General features: G+C 40.7%; 29 protein-coding genes. 16 read left to right on the forward strand and 13 right to left on the reverse strand.

From position 1 onward, the window contains the following. Nucleotides 1-29 precede the first annotated feature (29 nt). The 12 genes from J7E67_RS23060 to leuD all read left to right on the forward strand — a co-directional run bounded on the left by J7E67_RS23060 (nt 30) and on the right by leuD (nt 14,728). A complete protein-coding gene (locus J7E67_RS23060; RefSeq protein WP_214715237.1) occupies nt 30-1,289 on the forward strand; it encodes an ammonium transporter in 1,260 nt (419 codons plus the stop codon). Between the two features lie 75 nt (nt 1,290-1,364). After that, entirely contained in the window at nt 1,365-2,321 is a 957-nt protein-coding gene (locus J7E67_RS23065) for a DUF294 nucleotidyltransferase-like domain-containing protein (RefSeq protein WP_214715236.1), read from the forward strand. A 1-nt stretch (nt 2,322) separates the two neighbouring features. Then, the gene (locus tag J7E67_RS23070; protein ID WP_214715235.1) at nt 2,323-3,054 is read left to right on the forward strand and encodes an exonuclease domain-containing protein; all 732 of its coding nucleotides are present in this window, start codon (nt 2,323-2,325) and stop codon (nt 3,052-3,054) included. Nucleotides 3,055-3,464: 410 nt separating this feature from the next. Next, nucleotides 3,465-4,373 carry a branched-chain-amino-acid transaminase gene (gene ilvE, locus J7E67_RS23075; RefSeq protein WP_214715233.1) on the forward strand — a complete coding sequence of 303 codons (909 nt, stop codon included), beginning with the start codon at nt 3,465-3,467 and terminating at the stop codon, nt 4,371-4,373. Nucleotides 4,374-4,386: 13 nt separating this feature from the next. Further along, nucleotides 4,387-6,057: a dihydroxy-acid dehydratase gene (gene ilvD, locus J7E67_RS23080; protein WP_214715231.1), complete on the forward strand. Its 1,671-nt coding sequence runs from the start codon at nt 4,387-4,389 to the stop codon at nt 6,055-6,057. Nucleotides 6,058-6,630: 573 nt separating this feature from the next. After that, nucleotides 6,631-8,358: a biosynthetic-type acetolactate synthase large subunit gene (ilvB, locus tag J7E67_RS23085; protein ID WP_214715229.1), complete on the forward strand. Its 1,728-nt coding sequence runs from the start codon at nt 6,631-6,633 to the stop codon at nt 8,356-8,358. Further along, nucleotides 8,355-8,876 (forward strand): acetolactate synthase small subunit, encoded by a 522-nt coding sequence (gene ilvN / locus J7E67_RS23090; protein WP_214715227.1) that lies wholly within the window; start codon nt 8,355-8,357, stop codon nt 8,874-8,876. Before ilvB ends, ilvN begins: the two co-directional genes overlap by 4 nt. Before the next feature lie 27 nt (nt 8,877-8,903). Continuing rightward, nucleotides 8,904-9,938 (forward strand): ketol-acid reductoisomerase, encoded by a 1,035-nt coding sequence (gene ilvC, locus J7E67_RS23095; RefSeq protein WP_214715225.1) that lies wholly within the window; start codon nt 8,904-8,906, stop codon nt 9,936-9,938. Beyond that, nucleotides 9,925-11,469, forward strand: coding sequence for a 2-isopropylmalate synthase (locus tag J7E67_RS23100; RefSeq protein ID WP_168242129.1), 1,545 nt, complete (start codon nt 9,925-9,927; stop codon nt 11,467-11,469). Before ilvC ends, J7E67_RS23100 begins: the two co-directional genes overlap by 14 nt. A gap of 33 nt (nt 11,470-11,502) precedes the next feature. Next, complete coding sequence (leuB, locus tag J7E67_RS23105; RefSeq protein ID WP_214715223.1) at nt 11,503-12,609, forward strand: 3-isopropylmalate dehydrogenase; 1,107 nt, start codon at nt 11,503-11,505, stop codon at nt 12,607-12,609. 109 nt (nt 12,610-12,718) lie between these two features. After that, the gene (leuC, locus tag J7E67_RS23110; RefSeq protein WP_214715221.1) at nt 12,719-14,140 is read left to right on the forward strand and encodes a 3-isopropylmalate dehydratase large subunit; all 1,422 of its coding nucleotides are present in this window, start codon (nt 12,719-12,721) and stop codon (nt 14,138-14,140) included. 3 nt (nt 14,141-14,143) lie between these two features. Beyond that, nucleotides 14,144-14,728 (forward strand): 3-isopropylmalate dehydratase small subunit, encoded by a 585-nt coding sequence (gene leuD / locus J7E67_RS23115; protein ID WP_214715219.1) that lies wholly within the window; start codon nt 14,144-14,146, stop codon nt 14,726-14,728. Between the two features lie 47 nt (nt 14,729-14,775). Here leuD and J7E67_RS23120 read toward each other — a convergent pair whose 3' ends face one another. The 4 genes from J7E67_RS23120 to J7E67_RS23135 form a co-directional block, all read right to left on the reverse strand. Then, nucleotides 14,776-15,351, reverse strand: a complete 576-nt coding sequence (locus tag J7E67_RS23120) for a GNAT family N-acetyltransferase (RefSeq protein ID WP_214715217.1) — start codon at nt 15,349-15,351, stop codon at nt 14,776-14,778. 11 nt (nt 15,352-15,362) lie between these two features. Next, nucleotides 15,363-15,677 carry a DUF3892 domain-containing protein gene (locus J7E67_RS23125; protein ID WP_214715215.1) on the reverse strand — a complete coding sequence of 105 codons (315 nt, stop codon included), beginning with the start codon at nt 15,675-15,677 and terminating at the stop codon, nt 15,363-15,365. A gap of 67 nt (nt 15,678-15,744) precedes the next feature. After that, nucleotides 15,745-16,647: a hypothetical protein gene (locus tag J7E67_RS23130; RefSeq protein ID WP_214715214.1), complete on the reverse strand. Its 903-nt coding sequence runs from the start codon at nt 16,645-16,647 to the stop codon at nt 15,745-15,747. Nucleotides 16,648-16,874: 227 nt separating this feature from the next. Continuing rightward, the gene (locus J7E67_RS23135) at nt 16,875-17,528 is read right to left on the reverse strand and encodes a glycosyltransferase (RefSeq protein ID WP_214732891.1); all 654 of its coding nucleotides are present in this window, start codon (nt 17,526-17,528) and stop codon (nt 16,875-16,877) included. A 122-nt stretch (nt 17,529-17,650) separates the two neighbouring features. On the opposite strand from J7E67_RS23135, the gene J7E67_RS23140 reads away from it, so the two are divergent. Next, complete coding sequence (locus tag J7E67_RS23140) at nt 17,651-19,219, forward strand: glycosyl hydrolase family 28-related protein (protein WP_214715212.1); 1,569 nt, start codon at nt 17,651-17,653, stop codon at nt 19,217-19,219. Here J7E67_RS23140 and J7E67_RS23145 read toward each other — a convergent pair. Then, nucleotides 19,210-19,800 (reverse strand): DUF1836 domain-containing protein, encoded by a 591-nt coding sequence (locus tag J7E67_RS23145; protein WP_214715211.1) that lies wholly within the window; start codon nt 19,798-19,800, stop codon nt 19,210-19,212. The two genes, J7E67_RS23140 and J7E67_RS23145, sit on opposite strands and share 10 nt — an antisense overlap. Before the next feature lie 130 nt (nt 19,801-19,930). Here J7E67_RS23145 and trhA point away from each other — a divergent pair, with 130 nt between their 5' ends. The 3 genes from trhA to J7E67_RS23160 all read left to right on the forward strand — a co-directional run bounded on the left by trhA (nt 19,931) and on the right by J7E67_RS23160 (nt 21,525). Next, a complete protein-coding gene (gene trhA, locus J7E67_RS23150) occupies nt 19,931-20,578 on the forward strand; it encodes a PAQR family membrane homeostasis protein TrhA (protein WP_214715210.1) in 648 nt (215 codons plus the stop codon). Between the two features lie 121 nt (nt 20,579-20,699). After that, complete coding sequence (locus J7E67_RS23155) at nt 20,700-21,251, forward strand: YitT family protein (protein WP_214732892.1); 552 nt, start codon at nt 20,700-20,702, stop codon at nt 21,249-21,251. Continuing rightward, complete coding sequence (locus tag J7E67_RS23160) at nt 21,154-21,525, forward strand: YitT family protein (protein ID WP_251026939.1); 372 nt, start codon at nt 21,154-21,156, stop codon at nt 21,523-21,525. Before J7E67_RS23155 ends, J7E67_RS23160 begins: the two co-directional genes overlap by 98 nt. Nucleotides 21,526-21,804: 279 nt before the next feature. Here J7E67_RS23160 and J7E67_RS23165 read toward each other — a convergent pair whose 3' ends face one another. The 8 genes from J7E67_RS23165 to J7E67_RS23195 form a co-directional block, all read right to left on the reverse strand. Then, on the reverse strand, nt 21,805-22,179 hold the full coding sequence (locus J7E67_RS23165; RefSeq protein ID WP_214715208.1) for a DUF488 domain-containing protein: 375 nt from the start codon (nt 22,177-22,179) through the stop codon (nt 21,805-21,807). 117 nt (nt 22,180-22,296) lie between these two features. Next, nucleotides 22,297-22,527 carry an excisionase family DNA-binding protein gene (locus J7E67_RS23170; RefSeq protein WP_214715206.1) on the reverse strand — a complete coding sequence of 77 codons (231 nt, stop codon included), beginning with the start codon at nt 22,525-22,527 and terminating at the stop codon, nt 22,297-22,299. A gap of 5 nt (nt 22,528-22,532) precedes the next feature. Continuing rightward, nucleotides 22,533-22,667, reverse strand: a complete 135-nt coding sequence (locus tag J7E67_RS31480; RefSeq protein ID WP_374102974.1) for a hypothetical protein — start codon at nt 22,665-22,667, stop codon at nt 22,533-22,535. Then, nucleotides 22,664-23,599 (reverse strand): dipeptidase, encoded by a 936-nt coding sequence (locus tag J7E67_RS23175; protein WP_214715205.1) that lies wholly within the window; start codon nt 23,597-23,599, stop codon nt 22,664-22,666. The genes J7E67_RS31480 and J7E67_RS23175 overlap by 4 nt, the downstream gene beginning before the upstream one ends. 98 nt (nt 23,600-23,697) lie before the next feature. Beyond that, on the reverse strand, nt 23,698-24,156 hold the full coding sequence (locus J7E67_RS23180; protein ID WP_214715204.1) for an SRPBCC family protein: 459 nt from the start codon (nt 24,154-24,156) through the stop codon (nt 23,698-23,700). A gap of 118 nt (nt 24,157-24,274) precedes the next feature. Then, nucleotides 24,275-25,093: an urease accessory protein UreD gene (locus J7E67_RS23185; RefSeq protein ID WP_214715203.1), complete on the reverse strand. Its 819-nt coding sequence runs from the start codon at nt 25,091-25,093 to the stop codon at nt 24,275-24,277. Continuing rightward, nucleotides 25,094-25,705: an urease accessory protein UreG gene (gene ureG, locus J7E67_RS23190; RefSeq protein WP_214715202.1), complete on the reverse strand. Its 612-nt coding sequence runs from the start codon at nt 25,703-25,705 to the stop codon at nt 25,094-25,096. A 24-nt stretch (nt 25,706-25,729) separates the two neighbouring features. Then, complete coding sequence (locus tag J7E67_RS23195) at nt 25,730-26,401, reverse strand: urease accessory protein UreF (RefSeq protein WP_308161470.1); 672 nt, start codon at nt 26,399-26,401, stop codon at nt 25,730-25,732. Nucleotides 26,402-26,403 lie beyond the last annotated feature (2 nt).

Genomic DNA, 26,403 nt, shown 5'->3' on the forward strand with positions numbered 1-26,403 from the left:
ATTAACATCAATCATAAGGGGGAAAATAAATGGATACTTTATTCTTAATGAACAGTCTCTGGGTAATGCTAGGTGCAATACTTGTCATTTTAATGATTGGCGGGTTCATCCTGTTAGAAACAGGTTCCACCCGCATGAAAAACGCAGGACATATTGCTGGTAAAACCATTCTCACATTTAGTATTAGCTCGATTGTATTTTGGGCAGTTGGATTTGGATTAATTTTCGGAAAAGGAAATGCACTTATAGGCTTTTCTGACTTCTTATACTCAGGCTATGATATCGATAGTTTATCACTTTCTGGTTCTGTTTTCTTTTTGTTCCAATTAGCTTTTGCAGGTATTTCCTTAACGATTGCATTTGGCGGTTTTGCTGAACGAGCAAAATTAGCTGTATATCTCGTATTCGCGGTATTATTTTCTGTTATTGTTTATCCTCCAATTGCTCACTGGATTTGGGGCGGCGGCTGGTTAGCAGAGATTGGTCAACAAGATTTTGCCGGTTCAACCGTTGTTCACTTAACTGGTGCTATGGCTGCATTGGCTGCTACGATTCTATTAAAACCACGTATCGGAAAATTTAATAAAGATGGTTCCGCCAATAATTTAGCTGGTCATAACCAAGTATTTACGGCATTAAGTGTTTTACTCTTATGGGTTGGTTGGTTCGGATTTAACGCGGGCAGTACATTATCCGTTGACAAGGGTTTCTTTGGATTCGTCGCACTAAACACAAACCTTGGTGCTGCTGCCGGTACTGTGGCAGCAATGATTATCTCTTGGATCGTATTGGGTAAGGCAGATGTTCCAATGATGTTAAATGGTGCATTAGCAGGCCTCGTAGCTATTACTGCTTCTTGTGCATTTGTTGATACTTGGGCCGCTGTCCTGATTGGTTTTATCTCTGGTATTCTTGTATTTTATAGTATTCGCTTCTTTGAGAAAAAAGGAATTGATGATCCAATCGCAGCACTATCTGTACATGGTACAGCAGGTGTCTGGGGAACGTTATCGACTGGTTTCTTTGCAACAAAAGAATTAGCCACTGTCGGAAAACCTGGATTATTTTATGGTGGCGGCTTCCATCAGCTCGGGGTTCAAGCATTAGGCGTTATCGCCTCTGGTGCCTTCGCCTTGGTCGCATCCTTTATCTTGCTCGCAATTATTAAAAAAGCAATGAATGGCTTGCGTGTCACAGAAGAAGAAGAGATTATTGGCTTAGATATTAGCGAGCACGGAAGCTATGGTTATCCAGAATTGCTTAAGACAGAACAAACAAAGGCTCTATAAATATTAATCTAGAAAGTGTGCAACTCCTATTTAGGGGTTGCACTCTTCTAGATTTTTTAAGAGGAGGTGAAAAATATGAATGATAATACCTACTCAGCAATTGCAGATTATAGAAAACTTCACATGAAGGGTGCTACAAGAGATCACTTTAAATTAAACGAACTTCATGACAACATAATTAAACAGGTATTGGAGATATCACTAAAAGAGGTTCTTGCTCGATATGGCCCACCGCCGTCTCCCTTTTCTTTCTTTGTGATGGGGAGTGCCGGACGTTTCGAACAATCTGTATGGAGTGACCAAGACCATGGAATTGTTTATCTCGATCCTACTGCTGAAGCAAAAGCTTATTTTTTGTCATTAGGTAAGGAAATTTCAAAAGGTCTTTATCAAGTTGGGTATCCTTATTGCGATGGCGGTGTCATGTCAGGCAATCCGTTCTGGTGTAAATCACATTCCGAATGGGAGAAACAAATAAAAAACTTGGCACTAGAGGCATCTTGGGAATCGTTACGGTATCTACTCATTTTTATTGATGGACGTTCTTTTTATGGAAAGCATCAACTCTTGGAACAACTAAAGACCTTTGTTTATCAAACCGTTCAAAAAGAACATCTTCTGTCAAGAATGTCAAACAATACTCTTCATTTCAAAAAAGGAATTGGCGTATTAGGTCAGCTATTAGTAGAGACCCATGGGGTACATACTGGATCTCTAAATATAAAGGAGACTGCCCTCTTTCCATATGTGAATGCCGCTCGTCTATTGGCAGTGAAAGAAAATCTACAGGAGACCTCTACCCTATCAAGGCTCAGCAAACTACAGATACATGACAAGGATATATATACAGCTATGTTTTTAAAACTGTTAAACTATCGTCTTCTATTTGCCAGTCAAGCAGACTATGATTCTGGTCACTATTTACCGGTCGACATCCTAACAAAAGAGCAAAAAAATGAAATAAAAGATATCATTAAAAATGGTGTAACTCTTCATCAATCAGTAAGAAAATTAATAGAAAAGGAGGGATAACATGAGAATGAATGATTTAGCACAATACTTTAGGCTAATTTCCGGCAAGCTTAGTTCTAATATTTATGCTGGAATTCAGGGACAAAGTAATCCACAACAGCTCTCGTTCATCCGGCAGCTGCAGAAAGAAATGAAAGTAAAAAACAACTTAGATACCCCGCTTAACGAATTAGAAGTCGTTGTATTTGATTTGGAAACCACTGGGTTTTATCCAGAAAAGGGAGATCGTGTCCTATCAATTGGAGCAGTAAAAATGATCGGTCAGCATATCGAGGACAATAATACTTTTTATTCCCTTGTAAAATCAAACCTTCCTCTTTCCGCAGAAATTTCAACTTTAACAAATATTCATGAAGATCAATTGCGGGATGCACCAGATGCCAGAGATGTCTTAATTCAATTTTTTAAGTATGCACAAAGCCATATCCTTGTTGCACACCACTCTAAACACGAAAAGTCCTTTATGCAAAAAATGACATGGGATCTGTTAAAGACTCGATTTGAACATCGAATCATCGATACGTCTTTCTTAATTCGCCTATCCGACTCCTCTATGAAATCATTACCACTTGAAGAAGTCTGCCATAAATGTGGGATTACCATAAAAGATCGCCACCATGCACTTGGCGATGCGATCATGACAGCGCAAATTTGGGCTAGCTATTTAAAAATAGCTCAAAAAAACGGATATAGTAATTTACGAGAAGTGTATGAACATCTTGCAAAGCTTTGAGCTTAAGAACACTATTTTAAACTAGTGTTCTTTTGTTAAGAATTAAAAATTTAAAGTTTGAAATACAATCGACTTTACAACACCTCCATCTTACTTACCTCTGAATATTCCCCCAGTTTTAATCCATTTCGCGGACAAAATAACCTTAAAATAAAAAAATTTCAAAAAAATTTTTTTCGCTGTTTTCCTTATCAGGACAATAATGTAAACGCTATCAACTTTTTTGATTTATTTGAATTGTCAGATTTTTATATTGACCATGTTTTCGATTGGTTGTATGATTATCGAAAATAATCATCTATTCAATAACAGCCATAGCTCCTCACCATTTGGAGATGGGTATGGCAATTCTTTTTAAAAAATTTGTTTAATCATTAAAAGCGTTCTATTATAAAAGAGGAGTGGTTAGGTTGGGGAGTCAATGGATTTTCCTTGGCGGCGAGTTCGTCAAGAAAGAAGATGCTGTAGTTTCAGTTTTCGATCATGGTTTTTTATATGGTGATGGTGTGTTTGAAGGGATACGCGTTTATAGCGGAAACGTCTTTAGACTCGATGCTCACCTGAAAAGACTGTATGAATCAGCACAATCCATTATGCTGAATATTCCATACACACAGGAGGAAATGACTCAATTAATCATCGAGACAATTAGAAAAAATCAGCTAGAAAGCGCCTATATTCGTGTCGTTGTTTCCCGTGGAAAAGGGAATCTCGGCCTAGACCCTTCTTCCTGCTCGAAACCAAGCGTCATTATTATTGCTGAAGAACTTAGCATGTACCCTAAAGAGTATTACGAACGTGGAATTAAAATTGCATCTGTTGCGAGTCGAAGGAATCGCCCAGATGTACTAAGCCCACAGATTAAATCACTTAATTATTTAAACAATATTCTAGTAAAATTAGAGGCCAATCAAGCTGGTGTTGAGGAAGCATTAATGCTTAATGATCAAGGTTATGTTACTGAAGGCTCAGCTGACAATATCTTTATTGTAAAAAATGGTACCATCTATACCCCGCCTGTTTATTTGGGGGCGTTAGAAGGAATTACCCGCAACGCTATCCTAGATATTGCAAGAGCCAAGGGCTTTGATGTCCGTGAATCACCATTCACAAGACATGATGTCTATGTGGCTGACGAGGTGTTCTTAACCGGAACAGCTGTAGAAGTAATTGCAGTTATTGATGTGGATGGCCGTAAAATTAGTGATGGAAAACCTGGTGAAGTTACTAAAGTTCTATTAGAAGAATTTAGGAAAATTGTAACAACAGACGGAGTGGCTTGTAACCCAACAGGTTCAAACCATGCAATCGTCAGTTAGGAGCTAAATTAATATGCGTAGCGATATGATTAAAAAGGGAATTGATCGGGCACCCCACCGCAGCCTTTTATATGCAACAGGGGTAAAAACGAGTGATCTCGAAAAGCCATTTATTGGCGTCTGTAACTCGTTTATTGAAATTATTCCAGGACATAAACACCTTAATCATTTCGGTGAGATTGTAAAAGAGGCCATCCGTGAAGCTGGCGGTATTCCTTTCGAATTTAATACGATTGGTGTTGATGACGGCATTGCAATGGGCCATATTGGTATGCGTTACTCCTTGCCAAGTCGCGAGATAATCGCCGATAGTGCCGAAACAGTCATTAACGCTCATTGGTTCGATGGTGTTTTCTACATTCCAAACTGTGATAAAATCACACCCGGAATGTTAATGGCAGCAGCCAGAACCAACGTCCCATCTGTATTTGTGTCAGGTGGCCCAATGGAAGCGGGAGTTTCCCCATCGACAGGAAAGAACCTTTCCCTCACTTCTGTTTTTGAGGGCGTTGGTGCTTACCATAACGGTACAATCAGCCAACAGGAATTGCTTGATATTGAAACAAATGCTTGCCCTACTTGTGGATCTTGTTCTGGTATGTTTACAGCGAACTCTATGAATTGTCTTATGGAAGTTTTAGGGATGACTGTTCCTGGAAACGGAACAATTGTCGCAACTTCAGAACAAAGGCATGAATTAATTCGCCAAGCTGCAAGGCATTTAATTGAATTAGTGAAACAAAATATTCGTCCACGTGACATCATTACAAAAGATGCAATTGATAACGCATTTGCTCTAGACATGGCCATGGGCGGATCAACCAACACGGTTCTTCATACACTGGCTATCGCTCATGAGGCTGGGATTGAATATGATTTGCGTAATGTTAACAAAATTGCAGAAAAAGTACCTTATTTAGCAAAAATAATGCCAGCATCCGATTACTCGATGGACGATGTACATCGCGCTGGCGGGATTAGCGCAATTATTAATGAGCTTTACAAAGTTGAAGGCGCGCTGCATAAGAACTGCTTAACTATTACTGGAAAGACACTTGAGGAGAATGTCAAGGATGCAATAATCACGAATGAACAGGTCATCCGGAGTAAAGACTATCCATATAGCCCAGTTGGTGGACTTTCCATCCTTTATGGAAACATTGCTCCAGATGGTGGAGTTATCAAGGTTGGTGCTGTTGATCCATCCATTAAAACATTCTTGGGTGAAGCAATTGTTTTTGAATCCCAGGAAGAAGCACAAGAAAATATAAATAATGGCACTGTCCAAGCGGGACACGTTGTCGTTATTCGCTATGAAGGTCCAAAAGGCGGTCCTGGAATGCCTGAAATGCTTGCTCCAACTTCCGCTATTATGGGTCGTGGATTAGGTAAAGAAGTTGCGCTGATTACTGATGGCCGCTTCTCTGGTGCCAGCCGCGGAATCTCCATCGGTCATATTTCACCAGAAGCAGCTGAAGGCGGTCCGATCGCCCTTGTTGAAAATGGTGACAAAATCTTAATCGAGCTAGAAGCACGCTCCATCCAACTACTAGTTGATGACGAAGTTTTAGAAGAAAGACGTAAGGCATGGGTGAAACCTGAACCAAAAATCAAAACAGGTTACCTTGCAAAATATGCAAAACTCGTTACATCTGCCAATACTGGCGGCATTATGAAATTTTAGAAATACCAATGGGAATTCGTAGTACCCCTCCCCTTCCTAAGGAAGTTAAGGTACTAAAAGCGTTAAATGAAGATCTTTTGACAAAAAAATAGCGAATAAATCGATGACGGGAATAAAGGAATAAGATTTAGTATTTTCAGAGAGCTGGGGTTGCTGGAAGCCCAGTAATACAACTTATTCCGACATCATCCCTGAGTGTTGAGCCGAACGGTCCTGACTTTAGTAGGCTCAGTCGGGTGCATATCTTAGAGCACCTGTTACAAAAAGAAGCGTTCTATGTTTTAGTGGATCGCTTCATAAGGCAGTATTCGTAAGGATACTGTAAAACCGGGTGGTACCGAGAAAATGAAAGGCCTTTTCTCCCCGATTATTCTGCTTATGTTTTCGTTTTTGCAGTTAATTCGTGGAGAATGGGCCTTTTTGACTATGCATAAAGATTTATTGTCAAATTCCGACGTTTTTCCAACAAAATTTTCTGTTTATTTACAAATTTCTATATTATAATACAAAAATGACAAATCACTATTTTCCGACATCTACATTCAATTTTTACCCTTAAGGAGGGATTATGACGTGAAAGTAGAAGCAAAAAAGCTTGAGGTCCAAACTACAACAGAGCCGAGAACCGGTGCAGACCTTCTCATCGACTTACTGAAAAAAGAAGGTGTGGAAACGCTGTTTGGATATCCCGGGGGTGCCGTCCTTCCAATCTATGATGCCATTTACCGCGCCCAGGGTACAATCAAGCATGTTCTCTTCCGACATGAACAAGGAATGATCCATGCAGCTGAAGGGTATGCCCGAGTTACAGGGAAACCTGGAGTCGTTCTTGCCACATCAGGACCTGGGGCAACCAACCTTGTGACAGGAATAACTGATGCGATGATGGATTCCCTGCCGCTTGTTATATTCACAGGTCAGGTTGCACGAAGTGTCATTGGAACTGACGCCTTCCAAGAGGCTGATGTTATGGCGATTACAACACCAATCACTAAACATAACTATCAGGTACAATCTATCGAGGACTTACCACGCATCGTCAAGGAAGCTTTTCATATCGCTTCTACCGGACGACCAGGGCCCGTCTTAGTCGATGTCCCTAAAGATATTTCCGCAGGATTTTTAACTGAGGAACCAGAAGAAGCGAGCATTAATTTACCTGGATACCAGCCAACAACAAAGCCAAATCCATTACAAATTAAAAAGCTTGCCGATTCGATTTCAAAGGCGATCAAGCCTGTAATTCTTTCAGGCGCAGGTGTTCTCCATGGGAAAGCCTCTGCTGAACTAACAGCTTTGGCGGAAAAACACCAGATCCCGGTGGTCACAACTTTACTTGGACTTGGTACTTTTCCGGCAGATCATCCCCTCTCGTTAGGAATGGGTGGAATGCACGGAACATATGCAGCTAACATGGCCATTTACGAATGTGATCTGCTTATCAATTTTGGAGCCCGCTTCGATGACAGACTAACAGGTAATCTTAAACACTTCGCACCTTTTGCGAAGGTTGCCCATATTGACATCGATCCAGCCGAAATTGGTAAAAATATTCCAACAAATCTCCCAATCGTTTCTGATACGAAAGAGGCACTTACTGAACTGCTTGATCAAGCGATTGAATCACCAAATTCTGCTGAGTGGCTGGAAAAACTGAGCCAAAACAAGCAGGAATATCCGCTTTGGTATAAGCATGATCCAAACGGAATGTGTCCGCAATGGGTCATTGAAGCAGTCCATAAAGTAACTAACGGTGACGCCATCGTCGCAACCGATGTAGGGCAGCACCAAATGTGGGCAGCACAGTATTACACTTTTAAAGAGCCGCACCGCTGGATTACCTCTGGCGGACTTGGAACAATGGGCTTTGGCTTCCCTGCTGCGATTGGCGCACAAATTGCCGCACCGGATAGTACCGTTGTTGCAATTGTTGGAGATGGCGGTTTTCAAATGACACTTCAGGAATTATCGATTATTTATGAAAGAAACCTTCCTGTAAAAATCATTATTGTCAACAACGGCGCACTTGGAATGGTTCGCCAATGGCAGGAACTATTACACGGAAACCGTATTTCAGAATCGATCCTTCATACACAGCCTGATTTTGTCAAACTTGCAGACAGCTATTCGATTAAGGGTTATCGGGTTAATAATCAAGAAGAACTGATCACTGTTTTACCGGAAGTATTTGCTCATAATGGTCCGGTATTAGTTGATTGCCGTGTACTTCAACAAGAGAAAGTATTCCCAATGATTGCTCCTGGCAAAGGAATCCATGAAATGATTGGGGTGAAACCATGAAACGAATCATAACCGCAACCGTTCAGGATCGAGCCGGTGTACTCAACCGCGTTACTGGACTTTTGCAAAGACGGCAATTCAATATTGAAAGTATTTCCGTTGGTCCAACAGAAACGGAAGGTGTTTCAAGAATGACCCTGGTTGTCGAGATTGAAGATGAACAGCGTCTCGAACAAGTGACAAAGCAACTCAATAAACAGATTGATGTTTTAAAGGTTTCTGATATTACTGATAAAGCAGTCGTTGTCCGCGAATTGGCCTTGATTAAAGTAGCCAGCAGCAGCCAGCTCCGCAGTGAGATTAACGGAATTATTGATCCATTTCGTGCGATTGTTATTGACGTAAGTAAGGATAGCTTAGCCGTTCAAATCACCGGCAAACCTGAAAAAATCGATGCATTACTAGAATTGCTTCGCCCTTATGGAATTAAAGAAATTGCCAGAACAGGGTTGACCGCCCTTTTACGCGGGCATCAACCGCACGTAAACGAACTAACTCACCACACCCTACAAAAATAATAATTTACCTTGAAAGGATGATAGATCATGGCAAAAGTACTATATAACGGAGATATTCAAGAAGAGGTTTTACAAGGAAAGAAAATCGCAGTAATTGGATATGGTTCACAAGGTCATGCACATGCACTTAATTTAAAAGAGAGCGGTTTTGATGTAGTAGTTGGATTAAGAGGCGGAAAATCATGGGATAAAGCAGTTGAAGATGGCGTTGAAGTTACTTCAGTTGCAGAGGCAGCTGCAGCAGCTGACGTTATTATGGTTCTTCTTCCTGATGAAATGCAGCCAAAGGTTTACAAAGAAAGCATCGAACAACACCTTAAAGCAGGTAAAGCCCTTGTTTTTGCCCATGGTTTCAATGTTCACTTTAGCCAAATCGTTCCTCCTGCAGATGTAGACGTATTTTTAGTAGCACCAAAAGGCCCAGGTCATTTAGTACGTCGTACTTACACTGAAGGCGCTGGTGTACCAGCACTTTACGCAGTTTATCAAGACTACACTGGTCAAGCACGTGATCTTGCCCTTGCCTATGCAAAAGGTATTGGCTCAGCCCGTGCAGGTGTTTTAGAAACTACCTTCCAAGAAGAAACAGAAACAGATCTTTTTGGAGAACAAGCTGTTCTTTGCGGCGGAACTACTGCCCTTATCAAAGCTGGATTTGAAACTCTTGTTGAAGCTGGTTATCAGCCTGAAGTTGCCTACTTTGAGTGTTTACATGAATTAAAATTAATCGTTGACCTTTTATATGAAGGTGGCTTTGAAAATATGCGCTATTCAATCTCCGATACTGCACAATGGGGAGATTTCGTTTCTGGACCACGTGTCGTAAATGCGGATACCAAAGCACGGATGAAGGACGTATTAACAGATATCCAAACTGGTGTGTTTGCTAAAGGCTGGATCCTTGAAAACCAAGCAAACCGCCCACAATTCAACGCAATTAATCGCGCTGAAAACAATCACCAAATTGAACAAGTAGGTCGTGAGCTTCGTGCATTAATGCCGTTTATTAAAAACAAACCAGTAAATGCAAAGAAAGAAGTGGTGGTAAATGGTTCACGTTAACATCTTCGATACGACATTACGCGATGGCGAACAGTCCCCTGGTGTAAATTTAAACCAGCTTGAAAAATTGGAAATCGCAAGACAACTTGAACGGTTTGGTGTTGACATTATGGAGGCCGGCTTCCCGGCTTCCTCCCAAGGTGATTTTGAAGCAGTAAGAGCAATCGCCCGGAATATTAAAAATGTATCAGTCACAGGCCTGGCAAGAGCGACGAAATCGGACATTGACATTGCGTGGGATGCGTTAAAAGATGCTGCAGAACCAAGGTTGCATGTTTTCCTTGCCACCTCTCCTATCCATATGCAATATAAACTGATGAAAACACCTGAGGAAGTCACCCAAATAGCGGTAGACATGGTTTCATATGCTAAACGGAACTTCCCGCATATTGAGTGGTCCGCTGAAGATGCTTCTCGCTCTGACCTTGATTTTCTTGTTCAAATTATTACCAAGGTCATCGATGCTGGTGCAACAGTCATCAATCTTCCGGATACAGTCGGATATACCACACCAGAAGAATATGGACGCATGTTCCGCTACATCCGCGACAACGTTCCAAATATTCATAAAGCAGCATTATCTTGCCATTGTCATGATGACTTAGGGATGGCCGTTGCCAATTCCCTAGCTGCTATCGAAAACGGGGTTACGCAAGTCGAGGGTACGATTAATGGAATTGGAGAACGCGCAGGTAATGCAGCTTTAGAGGAAATTGGAGTTGCCTTAAATATTCGTAAAGATAAGTATCCTTATACTACGAATCTCGTGTTAAAAGAAATAAAACGCACGAGTGACCTTGTCAGCCGCTTTACAGGTATGATTGTTCCTCCGAATAAAGCAGTTGTTGGAAAAAATGCCTTCGCACATGAATCAGGGATCCACCAGGATGGCGTCTTAAAAAATACGTTAACCTATGAGATTATTACGCCTGAATTAGTAGGGGTTAAATCTAATGATTTAGTTCTTGGCAAACATTCCGGCCGCCATGCATTCAAAGATAAAATTGAGCAAATGGGCTTTGAACTCTCGGACGAAAAACTAGTCGAAGCGTTTACTGCTTTTAAACTATTAACCGATCGTAAGAAAGAAGTAACAGACGAAGATTTATTTGCAATTTTAACCGATATCCAAACAACGGCTGTTGATATTAAAAAATATGAACTGGTTGCCTTCCAAGTCCATTACGGTTCAGCAAACTTGCCAACCGCAACTGTGGCGCTAACCACTCCCGAAGGTATTCGCGTGGAAACGGCGCGCACAGGCTCAGGCAGTGTCGAAGCTTTAATGAATACCTTAGAAGCATTGATTAAAGAAGAAATCCATCTTACTGATTTTAGATTAAGCTCGATCGGTCAAGGACGTGATGCACTTGCTGAGGTTCATGTCAAAATGACAGTAAACGGATCACCTGTAACCGGCCGTGGTTCAGCACAGGATGTTCTGGAAGCATCAGCAAAATCATTCTTGAATGCAGTGAATCGTGTATTTTTCAACCAAAGTTCAACTGTGAAGGAAACGGCGAAAATATAAAAAATCAAACAAAAAATGAGGAGGTTGCTTCTAATGAAAAAACGAATTGTCTTACTTCCCGGTGATGGCATTGGTAAGGAAGTTATTAACTCTGCAAAAGACGTGTTAAATGCAATTGCTGAAGAATACAATCATACTTTTAGCTTTGAAAGCCATGAAATCGGAGGAGCAGCCATTGACCTTTACGGCACACCGCTTCCTGAAACAACCGTTAATGCTTGTAAACAGGCAGATGCGGTCTTGCTGGGTGCTGTTGGGGGGCCAAAATGGGATACCAATCCCTCCCATTTACGTCCTGAACGAGGCTTGCTTGGAATCCGGAAGGCACTTGATTTATATGCGAATTTAAGGCCGATCAAAGGATTTAAAAACCTTCTTCATGCATCACCCTTAAAGGAAGAAGTAGTCTCTGGGAGCGACCTCCTTATCGTTCGTGAATTAACTGGCGGCCTTTATTTCGGAACACCAAGTGAACGCCGCGACAACGGAAACTCCGTTGTAGACACGCTTGTTTATTCTCGTCAAGAGATTGAAAGAATTGTCGATAAGGGCTTTCAAGCAGCCCAGCAGCGCAGCGGTCATCTTACTTCGGTTGATAAAGCAAATGTACTTGAATCCAGTAAGCTATGGCGCGAAATTGTCGAAGAGAAAAAAGCTCAGTATCCAGATGTAGCCGTTGAACATGTTTTAGTAGATGCTGCTGCTATGAAATTAATCACAAACCCAACTCAGTTCGACGTAATCGTAACGGAGAATCTATTTGGTGACATTTTAAGCGATGAAGCCTCAGTAATCACAGGATCATTAGGTATGCTTCCTTCTGCTAGTTTAAATGAAAGTGGGGTTGGTCTTTATGAGCCTGTTCATGGCTCTGCCCCAGATATCGCTGGTAAGGGTATAGCCAATCCAGTTGCAATGATTTTGTCTGCAGCACTGATGCTTCGCTATTCCTTCCAATTGAATGACGAAGCAAAAGTGATTGAAGATGCTGTCCAATCGGTTTTAGATGCTGGCTTCCACACAGGCGATCTTCAAGTTGCAAATGGACGCCTTGTTGGGACAGCGGAAATGACTAAGCTTATTGCAGATTATATTAAATCGCAAAACGCTTCGAAATGTATCGCCAGCTGTTATTTTTAATGATTGATTGGGTGGGTAAATCGTCTTTGTTGCGATTTACCCCTAAATTTATCCAAAATATTTGTTAGTTAGTCATACAATAAAATTCATAAATGTGAGGAAGGACGCTATGCAAACACCAAAAAATATTATCCAAAAAATTTGGGAAAAGCATGTTGTACATCAAGAAGAAGGAAAGCCGGATTTATTATATATTGATTTACACCTTGTTCACGAAGTAACCTCTCCTCAGGCATTTGAGGGCTTGCGAATGAACGGGCGCAAGGTGCGACGACCGGACCTTACTTTCGCAACGATGGATCATAATGTTCCAACTCGCCAGCGTCTTGTAATCAATGACCCTATTTCAAAAAAACAAATCGATACACTGCAAGAGAATTGTCAGGAATTCGGGATTACACTCGCTGATATTCATCATCCTGATAACGGGATTGTCCATGTAATTGGACCTGAACTTGGTCTTACCCAGCCTGGTAAAACGATTGTTTGCGGTGATAGTCATACCTCTACACATGGTGCATTTGGTGCACTTGCTTTTGGAATTGGTACAAGTGAGGTTGAGCATGTTCTTGCAACACAAACACTTTGGCAAGCACCGCCTAAAACGTTAAATGTAAAAGTGAACGGAAAGCTAGGTACTGGCGTAACTGCTAAAGACTTAATTCTTGCCATTATCGGTAAATTCGGTGTCCAATTTGGAACTGGCTATGTGATGGAATATACAGGTGAAGCCATCCGCGCCCTCTCCATGGAAGAACGAATGACCGTTTGTAACATGTCCATTGAGGCGGGCGCTAGAGCCGGGCTTATTACTCCGGATGAAACCACTTTTGAATACTTAAGAGGAAGACGGCATGTCCCTCAAGGTGAAGCGTTTGAAGAAGCAGTTGCACAATGGAAGGCTCTTGCTACGGATGAAGATGCTGCCTATGATCGGGTTGTTGAAATTGAAGCAGCCGAAGTTGAACCACAGGTAACGTGGGGAACAAATCCAGGAATGTGTATTCCAATTACTTCCAATGTACCAAACCCTGATGAAACTGAGAAGACAAGCGAGAAGGACGAGATTAACCGTGCGCTTGAATACATGGGCCTTGAAGCAGGTCAGCCTATTTCAAGTGTAAAAATTGACCATGTTTTCATCGGTTCTTGCACTAATTCGCGCATAAGCGACTTACGAAGTGCAGCTGAGGTTATACGGGGCTTAAAGGTCAGCCCATCTGTTACCGCCATCGTTGTTCCTGGTTCATTTAGCGTTAAGCTTGCGGCAGAAAAAGAAGGACTTGATAAAGTCTTTACGGATGCAGGCTTTGAATGGCGCGAGGCTGGCTGCAGCATGTGCCTTGCGATGAATGATGATATCGTTCCACCGGGGGAACGCTGCGCATCTACTTCTAACCGAAATTTTGAAGGGCGCCAAGGTAACGGGGCCAGAACCCATCTGGTCAGTCCTGAAATGGCAGCCGCGGCCGCTGTTGCAGGCCACTTCGTTGATGTTCGACAATTTACTGCAGCACAGGAGGTTAGATAATATATGGAACCTTTAAAAACCCATCAAGGCCTTGTTTATCCATTAAACCGGTCAAACATTGATACTGACCAAATTATCCCAAAGCAGTTTTTAAAGCGGATTGAACGCAGCGGCTTTGGACAATTCCTGTTTTATCATTGGCGTTTTGATGACAATGGAAATCTTCGTCCTGATTTTTCTCTGAATGATCCAAAATATAAAGGCGCATCGATTTTGGTTGCTGGTGAAAACTTTGGCTGCGGCTCCTCTCGTGAGCACGCTCCATGGGCAGTTCAAGATTTTGGCTTTAAAATTGTCATTGCCCCAAGTTATGCAGATATTTTTAAAAACAATTGTGTAAAAAATGGGATTCTCCCTATCCAGGTTAGTGACGAACAAGTTCAGTACATTATTAAAAAAGCTGAATCCGAAGAATACCAATTAACCGTAGACCTTGAGAATCAAGTGGTTTATGATAACGAAGGCTTTAAGGTTACATTCGAAATTGCCCCGTATCCAAAAGTCATGCTGCTTAATGGCTGGGATGAAATTGGAGTTACCTTAACGTACGAGGATAAAATAGAGCAATATGAACTTGCAAGTAAATAACCATTAAAAAAATGAGCTTGGAATCCAGGCTCATTTTTTATTGCTTCTCACAGCTTGTTTAATATATTTCTATTCTCAGGTTCTTCGTTAAAGGTCAGGACCTCCTCAACTGGCTCGTAGGATTCACCATAAAACTGATGATCTTTATAGGTGTGAATCATATCATATGTTTTTCTCATAGCTTCAAAAATCATTTCTTCTGATTCTTCATTAGGCGCCCAGTAGAGGATTTCCATCCTATTTACCTCATTTGTCGCCAATGATTTTCTCTCATATCCAATGGACACGGCGTGCTCGAATTTTTCTCTTTTATAAAAATGAAGACGTTTTTCTGTATCGCTATCCTCATAGCTGACTGGTTCCACTTCAAGGATGATCGGCTTCCCTTTTTGTTTTAACTTTTCCAAGAGTTTATGGCCTAGTCCCTCACCACGAGCATTTTTTGAAACAAATAAATAATCAATAAACACAAAATTGTCTAATTCCGCATACATCAAAACATGGTTTGGCCCCTCATCTTTATGATAGATGTTTGAACGTTCTTTCAGTAAGGTTTCCATGTGAGCTCTTGATTTCATTTCTTCAACAGGAAAATACTGATTCAACTTTTCATACCAATGCATGGACACACTCCTTAAAAACCAGGTAATTGATCAAGATTATTTTCTTTAATTCCGTCTGGCTCACTACGGATGATGTCACGACCATATTTGTGAAAGACATCCACATGAGCGATCTTGCCAGCTTTCGCCTCATTCAAAGCCGTGATATAATCCAACTCGCGTCCAGCGCTTGTTTTAAAAGCGATAATATCTCCATCATCGTTCTTCCTGACGGAAACGAACTCTTCTTTGCCATCTGGATTACTATCACCTGCTTCCATTTGGGCTTGCTGCTGACTCTCCTGCTTGTATTCCTCATAAATTTGTTCAAAATCTTTTTGATCCATTGATTCCACCTCCGAACATTTGTTAGTATTTTTCTTTTTATTAAAAATATCCGCTCTTAAGAAATTGTCAAAAATTTTTCAAATTTGTCCTGTTACAGGAATTGCCCGACTCTTCAGTTATGTTTTTCAAAATTAAATACATGAGATAAATGACAACGATATTTAGGAGTAGAATGAGCACCACAACTGCTGAACTTACTTCAACACCGGCCTGAATTTGAAGGAAAATCATCGCTGAGAGGGCTGTTAACAAGGTGATATCTTTGATGATGATGACGGATGCTAGAAGATAGCCAAATGGCTTTCGCTTAATGAGCAGTATTCCCGATATAATTCCCACAGGAACAACAAACCCAAGATCTAATGCCTGAATGACGAGTGTAGTATAGTGTTCGATACCTTCTGTAGGGGTGTGATTCATTAGTGGCTTTACTATCTTCCCGAGCCACATCATTCCAAATACAAACGAAGCAAAGAGTAAGAAGCCGCCAATTATTTTCACAGGTAGTTTTTCTTTGAATGATAGCGGTAATTTCGCAATCTCAAACGACATCATTGCCAGTGTAAAAGCAAAGAAGCTTGCCGCCATAAGGATTACATAAACGAGGAACATGGAGTTATACATAGATAGAAATGAATAGGATGCATAGGTGTACAAGAAATACCCAAGCGTTCCAGTGAGGAGCAAATGCCCTTTTAACAGTCCTTTTCTAGACAAATATAGTGAAAAGACAAGTAAAGGTACGCCAAAGAATAATGTCACATAATCCTGGGCGATTGCCTGTGCTGCCATCGATACGGAATCATGTTTGTATAGACCCTTCCCATAAATTGAAACGGTTTCTCCAAAAATAGACTTATATTCGTACTCCCCTGCTCCTTGATTTGGAAAAATTGCGTAAGACGTTGCAATAATCGATAAAAGGGTTATTACAAAGACAAGCATACTTATAGACTTTTGGTTCTTCATGTTGAATTCCTCCCTTCTAAAATAGTAATTACTCTATATGTTCTTATTTACATCCTAAACTAACTCATTTAAATAAACTAACCGCTACCTGGCTGTTCACAAAAAATTCAGAACTTAATCAATCGTAAAGCTGTTTCCTTTACGGCGTTAACAATAAAGAGTAATTTCAGGCAAAAAAAAAGCTTGTAGACTGGTGAAATTTGTCCACAAGCTAATCTTTCCTTTTGTTAAAACTTCTGAGGGAACTGTTTGATGATTCCATCTGATAAGACGTCAGCAATTTTTATTAGATGGATTTCCCCTTCATCAAACGCACGAATGTCTCCGTTCCAATCATTTTTAAGTCTTGCAAGTACACTCTGTGTAATCATTTTTAAGTGCGCATGTAACAACTGCTTCAATGCAGTGTTATTCCAATTTGGATTTGCACTGCTGAGAAATTCTGCAATATCATCGGCATTTTTGTACCATGCAGTATTATATTTTTGCAAATCAACTTGATTATTGGCTTTGGCAGCTTCGAGTACCTTTCCGGCAAGCAGGATATCCTCTCGTAATAATTGTGCAAGCTTTGTTCCTGCTGCTTCACCGTAAAAAGGTTTGATTGCATTTCCTAAATCATCTTGGTTTTTCAAAAGTCTTGTCAGGACCATTTGTTGGTCTTTAAGATTTGCTTCCGCACTAACAATATAACTTCTTGTCCAAATGCCATGCTCCATCCAAAGTCTTCTAAAGTTAAACTTTAGCTGGTGTGCAGACTCACTCATGGTCTGCTTCTGGTTAACTGGTGGTGGGGGCGGGGCTGCCTTCACGCTAATGGCAGGTAAAATTAAGGCTATAGACAATAGCAATAGAGTAAATTTCTTAGAAAATTTTTTCAAATGATAATCTCCTTCTAGTAAAGTTAATTCAAAAGGATTTTTCCCTAAAAATGAAAATATTATTTATCGCCGAATAATGTCATAATAATTTTAATAAGAATGTCCTTTGGAGTGAGAAATGATTGCTTTATTTAGAGAAAAACCATGATCCAAGAAAGAATGCCGCAATCCTTGCCCAATTTACAAACCAATTGGACCTAAAAAGGGCCATTCAAGAAACCGAGCAGCTTTTCAATCGAACACGAAGGAATGAAGCCTCTCCTCGTCAGAAGGAAATTCGTCATCTGACCGGATCACTTCCTCAAAAAATGACAACAGCTTTGTTTCGCCACTTATCGACGACCGCTAATTCTGATGATCAAGGAAAGGTTAAGATAGATCCTGAAGGAAATGTGATTCCGGATTGGAAAGGCATGTTGGATGAAGAATACTTGAATTTACATAAGAATATGGTGAAAGAGGTCCATGTTGAAGATTTTGGAGCAATTGGCGATGGGAAGACGGATAACACCTTTGCATTTAAAAAAGCGATTGGCAACGGCAAGGTGAAAGTGGTTGTACCAGCTGGAGTATTTATAACAAAGGGAATCCAACTGCCCTCTTGGACCATGTTTGTTGGCGCAGGAAAAGGTGTAACGACGATTAAACTTCATGATGTTGCCGATAAAGGTACTCGGCTCATTACTAACAGGAATCACTGGAAAGGGAATCATCATCTTTATGTCGGCTCCCTAAGTTTGGACTGGAATGTCGAAAGGCTTGGCAACGTGGCGAAAACAAGTACTTGGGGAAATCACTCCAGCTGCTTAACGTATGCAAATGTTACTTATGGCTGGGTTAAGGATGTTGAAGGAATGAATCCAGGACTGCATTGCTTTGATGTTACATCAACTCTGTACAATTATGCGGGTGACGGCTTTCGCGCCCGCGGCGGCAGCAAGTATGTCTGGCTCGATAACTTGAATGGCTATGGTTTCGGTGATGATGGTATCACCACCCATCACAGTGATTATGTCTTTATCTCCCGCTGCCATCTGTGTGACCCAAGTGGTCGTGCCCACAAGATGGGCTTTTCTAACTCCAACGGGATTGAGGTCGATGATGGTTCGAGGAATGTGTTGCTTGTTAATAATTCTTCTGCCCGATGCTTTGGCGGGGTGGAAATAAAAGCGCACGAAAATTCTTCAGCCGCTTCAAACGTACAAATTATCGGGCATATTTCGGTCCACGATAACCGCTCGTTTAATTTCCGGCATATTGGACATCACAAAAGCACGGAGGCTGAGTCACAAACTGCTTACAATATTAGTGCTGCCAATCTTGTATCCATCGCGCCGATTTTTACTGAGTTATATAAAGGCTCAACGCCGCGCGGTATGGTTGTCTCAGCTTATAAAAATGTAGTCATTAACCATTTTACTTTGGCTGGTGACCCCAATTATGACTACAAAGGCCACCCGGTAATTGCCGTTCAATATCGGGCCAGAAATGTGATATTAAAACATATATCTGTTAAAGATTTTAAAAAAGCGGGGAGCGATATTAAAGTATTCGGAGGTGAAAATAGAGCGGATTCTATTCAAATTTATGATGTGATGAGTCAAAATTCCGCGCCAAAAGCGATCGAGGTCGGATTAGGGGTCAAAGATATTACCATTGAAAATGCGAAAAGCGTCGACAATTATTTGTGACGCTTTTCTTCTTTTTCTACTGTTATGTCATCGACTAGTTTTTCGGCCACTTTCCGATATAAATTACTCATATGAACGAGTGATGAGATCATTAGCACCTGCTCAAGGTAGAGGGAAGTTTCATTGTGTGCCTCTTCAATTTCCTCTTTTACCTCGGTCACTCTTTTTTCGATATCCTCTTTAAAATCCTCGACATTTTGGCCGTTTAGGTTCAAATAACTAGTATAAAAAGAATCTAGGTCTATCTCATCCTGGATAATCTTCTTATTTACCCCATCAAGGGTTACCTTAATATCATTAATTGATAGTGCCCCTTTAAGCTGGTAAATCAAGCTCATTAAGATCAAGTGTTCTCTTGAATATTTCTTATTGTGAATCGGAAAAATTAGCTTCCCTTTTGCATAATTATTAATCATCGTTTTAGTAAGTACCTTTTCCTCTTCATTCCGCTTCGATTCATTAAATTTATTTTCGAATAATTGAATGACTTGATCCATATATAAGTCTATTTTGGGTATTTCATTTAAATTTAAGTTCGTATCTAGGCCAAGATTTTCAATAATTTGATTGATATTTTCCAATTTAAAGACCCCGTTCATTTGCTTTATATTTTTTATTATACCTAAACAGATATGTATTGACTAGATATAAAAATACCAGTATCATTATATGTAGTTATCAAAACTATATGCTGTGCTAGGGGGCATTTAAATGAACAATTACATTCGCGAACCTATCAACGGACTAACCCATTTAGCCGGAGCAGTTTTAGCCTTTGTCGGGCTCCTTGCGATGGTTATCAAGGCGGCTGCGACGACAAGTTCACCGTCTGCAATTACTGCGGTCATTATTTTCGGCGTTAGTATGATTCTGCTTTACTCGGCATCGGCCACCTATCACATGGTGATTGCTCACGATCAAGTAATTGCCTTTTTACGACGGCTGGATCATTCGATGATTTTCATTTTAATCGCAGGTACGTATACTCCTTTTTGCTTTATCAGTTTGAACGGAAAAATAGGTGCGATTCTATTTTCAATTATTGCAGGAATAGCGATTAGCGGGGTTGTTTTTAAAATGGTCTGGTTTAATTGCCCTCGCTGGATTTCTACCTCCTTGTATTTAGCGATGGGTTGGATGATTGTGTTTGTATTCTCGCCGCTAACTGGAAGCTTAAACCCGATTGGTTTATTTTTGCTCATCCTCGGGGGAATTTTTTATACGATTGGCGGGATCATCTACGGTGCAAAACCTAAGTTCTTGCAGTCAAAGTACATGGGCTTCCATGAGATTTTTCATATTTTCATTTTACTAGGAAGTTTGGCACATTTTTTAACCGTGTTCCTTTACGTCATTTAATTTCGAGACTTTCAAAACGCCTACGTTATTGGCGTTTTTTGTTTTTGAAATATCTTTTTAAAAATAGCACAAAATAATACTAGGACTATTAATAAAGCACCACAAAAAGATAGAGGTGTTTATGTTGTTTCGATTGATTTTTCAACTGATTGTGATTGGACTTTGTTCGATGTTATTTGGATTTGCCTTTAATACGTTTCTTATTCCACATAAACTAACTTCCGGCGGTGTAACAGGCATCGCCTTTTTTATTCACCATTTTTTACATATCAATACTGGCTGGATTATTTTGCTGATCAATATTCCTCTATTTTTAGTAGGACTAAAATATTTAGGAAAAAAATTCATTTTGCTCACTGGTTATGCCGTTATTGTTTTATCATTCAGCATGAAATTTATTCCGATTCATCCCATTAGCCATGATATTCTTCTTTCTTCCATCATTGGAGGGGCCCTTTATGGTATCGCGGTTGGAATTATCATTCGGATTGGAGGCTCGACTGGCGGAACGGATATAGTTAGTCTCACACTTGCAAAAAAAAAGGAACTTACAAGTTGGCTTTTTAAATATTTGTATGAATTTTTTAGTGGTGGGGATTTCTGGGCTGATTTTTGGATGGGGCATCACACTTTATACGATTATCACCATTTATGTGTCTGGTCGTGCCGTTGATATGGTATACACTAATCAGAATAAATTAACCCTAACGATTGTGACGGATAAGTATGAAGAGCTTACGGATGCACTAATTCATTTGCATGCACGAGGGGTCACGGTAACGTATGCAGAAGGGGCATACACCCATAAGCCCAAAAAAGTGTTAACCACGGTGATTACAAAATACGAACTAAATGAAACAAAACACACGATTAGAACGGTGGATCAGAAGGCTTTTGTGAACATCATGCAAACGATGGAGGTAATGGGACGCTTCCGAAGGGATTAAAGAGGGGCTGATGCCCATGGAACTTAATTTTTTTTGGTTGAAGGGATTAGTCGTATGCACTAGTTACCGTTGGGCTGATTTTTTAGCCTTCACGAGCATTAGTCGGTTCCTTTGGTTACCGCTGGACCATCTTTTCAGCCTTTCCGGGCATCATACGCTTCCTTTGGTTACCGTCAGACCAATTTTTCATCCTTCACGGGCATCATACGAGTCGTATGATTACCTCTGAACCGATTTCCCACCCTTCACGGGCATCATACGATTGAAATCCCTCCTACTTCATCGTTCTATCCCAATTAATCTACCAAGTTCCTCCATCAATACCAGTGCGTGATTATGGACCGGGTCCTTTGCTCCATAGAGGAGTGTTACTGGGCCCTTAGCTTCCATTTCAATGATTTGCCGGATGTATTCCCGCTTTTGTTCGTCCGTGCGAAGTTCCTCTAGGTATCTAATGCAGAATTCTTCAAATAGCTCAGGTTTATGACAGAACCATTTCCTCAATTCGTTGCTTGGAGCTAGATCTTTAAACCAAAACGAAAGCTTCGCGGCTTCTTTCGAAATCCCCCTCGGCCATAAGCGGTCAATTAAGATTCTGCAGCCATCCATTTCCTCATAGGGCTCATAGATCCTTTTCATAAAAAGATTAGACATAATAATTCACCTCATTCTTATATTAGTTTTTGTGTCCACCCCGTATGGACAAATACATTGATTTGTCCACGAATGGTGTCAGGCACCAAAATTGAAATGGTATCAAATGCGACCCAGTTAATCTTCGTCTTTTACGTCGATACTTTCTGGGATGGGTTCGTTCAGGATTTCTTCGATTAGTTGTTTGTATTTTTCCATTTGTTTTAGGTGGGTCCTGAATTGTTCTTTGTAGATTAGGTATTCTTCCCCGTCAAATAGGGCGCGGATTTTCTTTTGTTGGATGAGGCTTTTGACAGTTGCCTCAGGAACCGATAAATATTCTGCTGTCTCTTTTATAGTAATGTACAATATGATTACTCCTCTTTTAATAAATTGATTTGTTGGACAACCCGGCCTGCTTTTCCCATTGTATTGACTGCTTGTGACAATGAATTGAGGATCGTTTCCTCAGCTGCTTCCGTCGCCGCTGTAAAAAGTTGATTCTTCATCGGATCATCCCTGGCCGATGGTCAAGAAAGTTTTGATAGGCAAATCCGCGGACCACTTCTTCACTGTAATATTTTAATAGTTCATTAATAAGATTTTGGCTCTTAGAGGCGTCTTCCAAATTAGTAATAAATGTTGAAATCCCATCGAAATCCGAGCCGAATCCAATTTGCTTTACCCCTCCTAATGAGCAAAAGTGATCAATATGTTTAACAAGGTCTGGAATCGTCACTTCTCCAAATTCTTTTACAAAAGGTGGATTGTAAACAACATGAATCAACCCGCCTTTAGCAAACATCGCCGCTGCCTGTTCATCTGTGAGGTTTCGCAGATGGTTGCAAAGTGCTCGAGCATTCGAGTGGCTCGCAATCGGATACTTGGCTAATTCAATGACTTCCCAAATCCCTTTGTCGCTTAAGTGAGAAACATCGGTCAGGATTTGATGCTCGTTATTAAACTCGACAATTTCTTTTCCGAACAGCGTCAGCCCCGCGCCGCGCGGTTCACCAGCGCCATCAGCGGCCAGATTGGCTTGGTTCCATGTCAAACCAACGGAACGGACACCTAGTTGATAGAGAATATGGAGCTTCGATAAATCGTTGCCAATTGGATCCACGCCTTCAAGCGTTAACATTGCGCCAATCTGACCGATCTTTAAGCGATCAAAATCCGACCATTCTTTGATATGGACCATGTCTGGATTTTTTCCAAGCACTTCCTTGTAAAAATAATCGATTTGCTCAAGGACAACCTGAAATTTCTGGTCCCCCTTTATTTCGGGTTCAATAAATATCGCAAAACACTGGACTTTGATTTGGCCCTGCTGGAGGCGTGTTTTACTAGTTTGTAACTCCGGCGCATCAGCAAATCGTAACGTACCATGCGCTTCTTGGAGTTTCATTAGGGCATCACAATGTAAGTCAATGATATTCATTTAGTAAGTCTCCTTTTTATAAAAATTTTAACACAACAAAATAAGGCTAGGAGAATCATTTACCTAGCCCAACATAAATTTATGTTTTTCATAAAAATCTAGTTAGTCGATTCCGCCATTTCTTTGACCATTGGGAGCACCTTGTCCCAAATTTCTGCACTTAAATCGCGGTATTTCTTCCCTTCCAGCATCACTGAGAAATCCCCTTGTAAAATATGTAGTGTCGTCTTTCCATTATCCTCAGACAATTGGAAGGTGATTCCGTCTTCTTCCGTGACAAGTGCCTTTTCCTCGCTCCGAACATCAAATACAGTAAACCGAAGGAGTTTATTCTTCTCGAGAGCCGTCACATTCCCTTCGACAATTACGGTCCCATCCTCGCCTTTCCATAGGACAGGACTTCCAAGCTCCCAAGTGGATTCGAGTTGAAACTGTGGTCCGCCGCTTGAAAATTCCGTCGCCCAACGGTTATTATACTCACTGACCGTAAGAACATCCCATACCTTAGACGCTGGAGCATTGATTTCAATCGTTTGGTCAACAAAAAGCTTACCCATTTCATTCCTCCTCAAATATAGGCATTCTAGATACTCTCATTATACTTCAATGAAAAACCTAACTACAATTATTCCAGTATAGACAAGAAAAAATCGGCGATGATGATACATCAGCCGATTAATATTTTCTTAGAAATACAGGTTCTTTTTCCAATACTTTGATCCTAATGATTTCATGACAGACATGTAAGACTTTTTCTATAACCTGTGTGGTATTCGCCAATACCCTTAGCGCAAACCCTGATACGGCTAGTATCGAAATACCAATTCTAACATCAAGGAAAGTATCGAGAATTTCTTGCAACTCTTCTACTAAAGCAGGATTGATACGATGATCAATAACAATCATCGTCCCAAAATGAGAAAACCCTTCCATCATGCCAATCCCTTTAAGATCATTGTCAGGTTGAAGTTTTACATGATCAAATAAAATAAGTTTGTCTTCCATATAAATTTCCATTTTTGCTTGGAGTAAGTCATATTTAAAAAGTGTCCCATCAGGAGCCCAACCCGGAGTAAAAATATCCGTGCAAATAAGGGAAGAGTTTTGTTCCATTCGAATGACCGTACGCTGCTTGAAACGAGCATGCTGGTAAGCAATGACTGGATCTGGCAGATATTCTAAAACACTTCCGCTTTTCAAATGTATGTCCATTTCCTGAAAAGCCGGAGAGGTTCGTGTTTTATATATTTTAGTAGAGGATTGGGTGGTAACAACTACCTCAGCATTCTCCTCCAATAAGATGACCGTTTGGTAGGAATCACCATCAATGTATCCCCCACCTGGATTCATCACATAAAGATAGGCTTCGCCGCCTCCTGTTAGGTAAACAGGTCTAGTAATTTTTAATGCACCCTCTGAATAGGATTCTTTTAAAATCGTTTTCTTACCTTTCCTTGCACCCGTTAGTCGCAAATATCCGGTCCGCTGTTCCACCTACCCTAATCCTTCCAATAGCGCATTTAACTTGAGCCACTCAATAACCTCGTTTACACCAACATCCTCTTTTAAGTTTGTAAAGATATATGGCTTCTTGCCTCTTGCCAGCTTTGTATCTGACTCCATGACTTCTAAGCTTGCTCCTACATATGGGGCTAGATCAATTTTGTTGATGATAAACAGATCAGATTTAATCATCCCTTGGCCGCCTTTACGCGGAATTTTTTCCCCTTGGGCTACATCAATAATATAAATAGAAAAGTCTACGAGTTCGGGACTAAAGGTGGCAGCTAGGTTATCGCCGCCGCTCTCGACAAAAATAAGTGATAGATTCGGATGTTTCTCCTTTAGCTCATCAATGGCAGCGAAATTCATGGATGCGTCTTCCCGGATCGCCGTATGCGGGCATCCTCCTGTTTCCACACCAATAATTCGATCCTCTGAAAGTACACTATTTTTTATTAAAAATTGTGCATCTTCCTTGGTGTAAATGTCATTGGTTACGACCGCCATGTTATATTCATCTTTGAGGTGTCTCGTTAATCGCTCCACAAGCAACGTCTTCCCTGCTCCAACTGGTCCGCCAACTCCTATACGTATCGGTTCCATCGTTACCCCTTCTTTCATCATTTTTTAGGACATAAACAAACGGGTATGTAATCTCTCGTGTCGCATTTGTGAAATTTCAATTCCAGGAGCCACAGCTCCAAAGTCATCAGCATCCATTCCTTCAATTATCTCTGTAGTCTTTTGTAAATAAGGGTGTAATTCTAAAAGAATACGTTGACCGGCTGTTTGCCCTAGTGGTATCCCTCTTACACCATTCTGAATAAGGGTCACCATACTTGAATACAGGAAAGTCAGTATTCCTTGTCTTTTCTCGATTCCTAAGTACTGGCAGATAATCGAAAAAGCAATTCCAGGATGACCATACGCCTCCTTGGCACGTATCTTTTTTAGGTATTCTTCTAATAATGGTATCGAATATAAATCAATTCCCATCCGAATCAATCTTTCCCCAATCCTCCGGTTTGCCTCTCGTGCTTCTTTAGGGATATTCTGGACAAACAATTTTTGATCGAGCACCCATAGCCCTTCGATATCATCTTTAAGTAAGGCGTCAAAGGTTAGACGGCAGGCAAGTCCATCGGTATAGGCGATTTGTTTTTCCAAGTAAATTCGAATCCATTCAAAAAAGGTTTCCTTACTATAGACGATTTCTTCCTGGATGTAGGTTTCCAATCCAAATGAATGTGAAAAAGCTCCGGACGGAAAATTGGAATCCCCTATTTGCAATAAGGACAAGA

Source organism: Bacillus sp. ISL-46 (assembly GCF_018613205.1).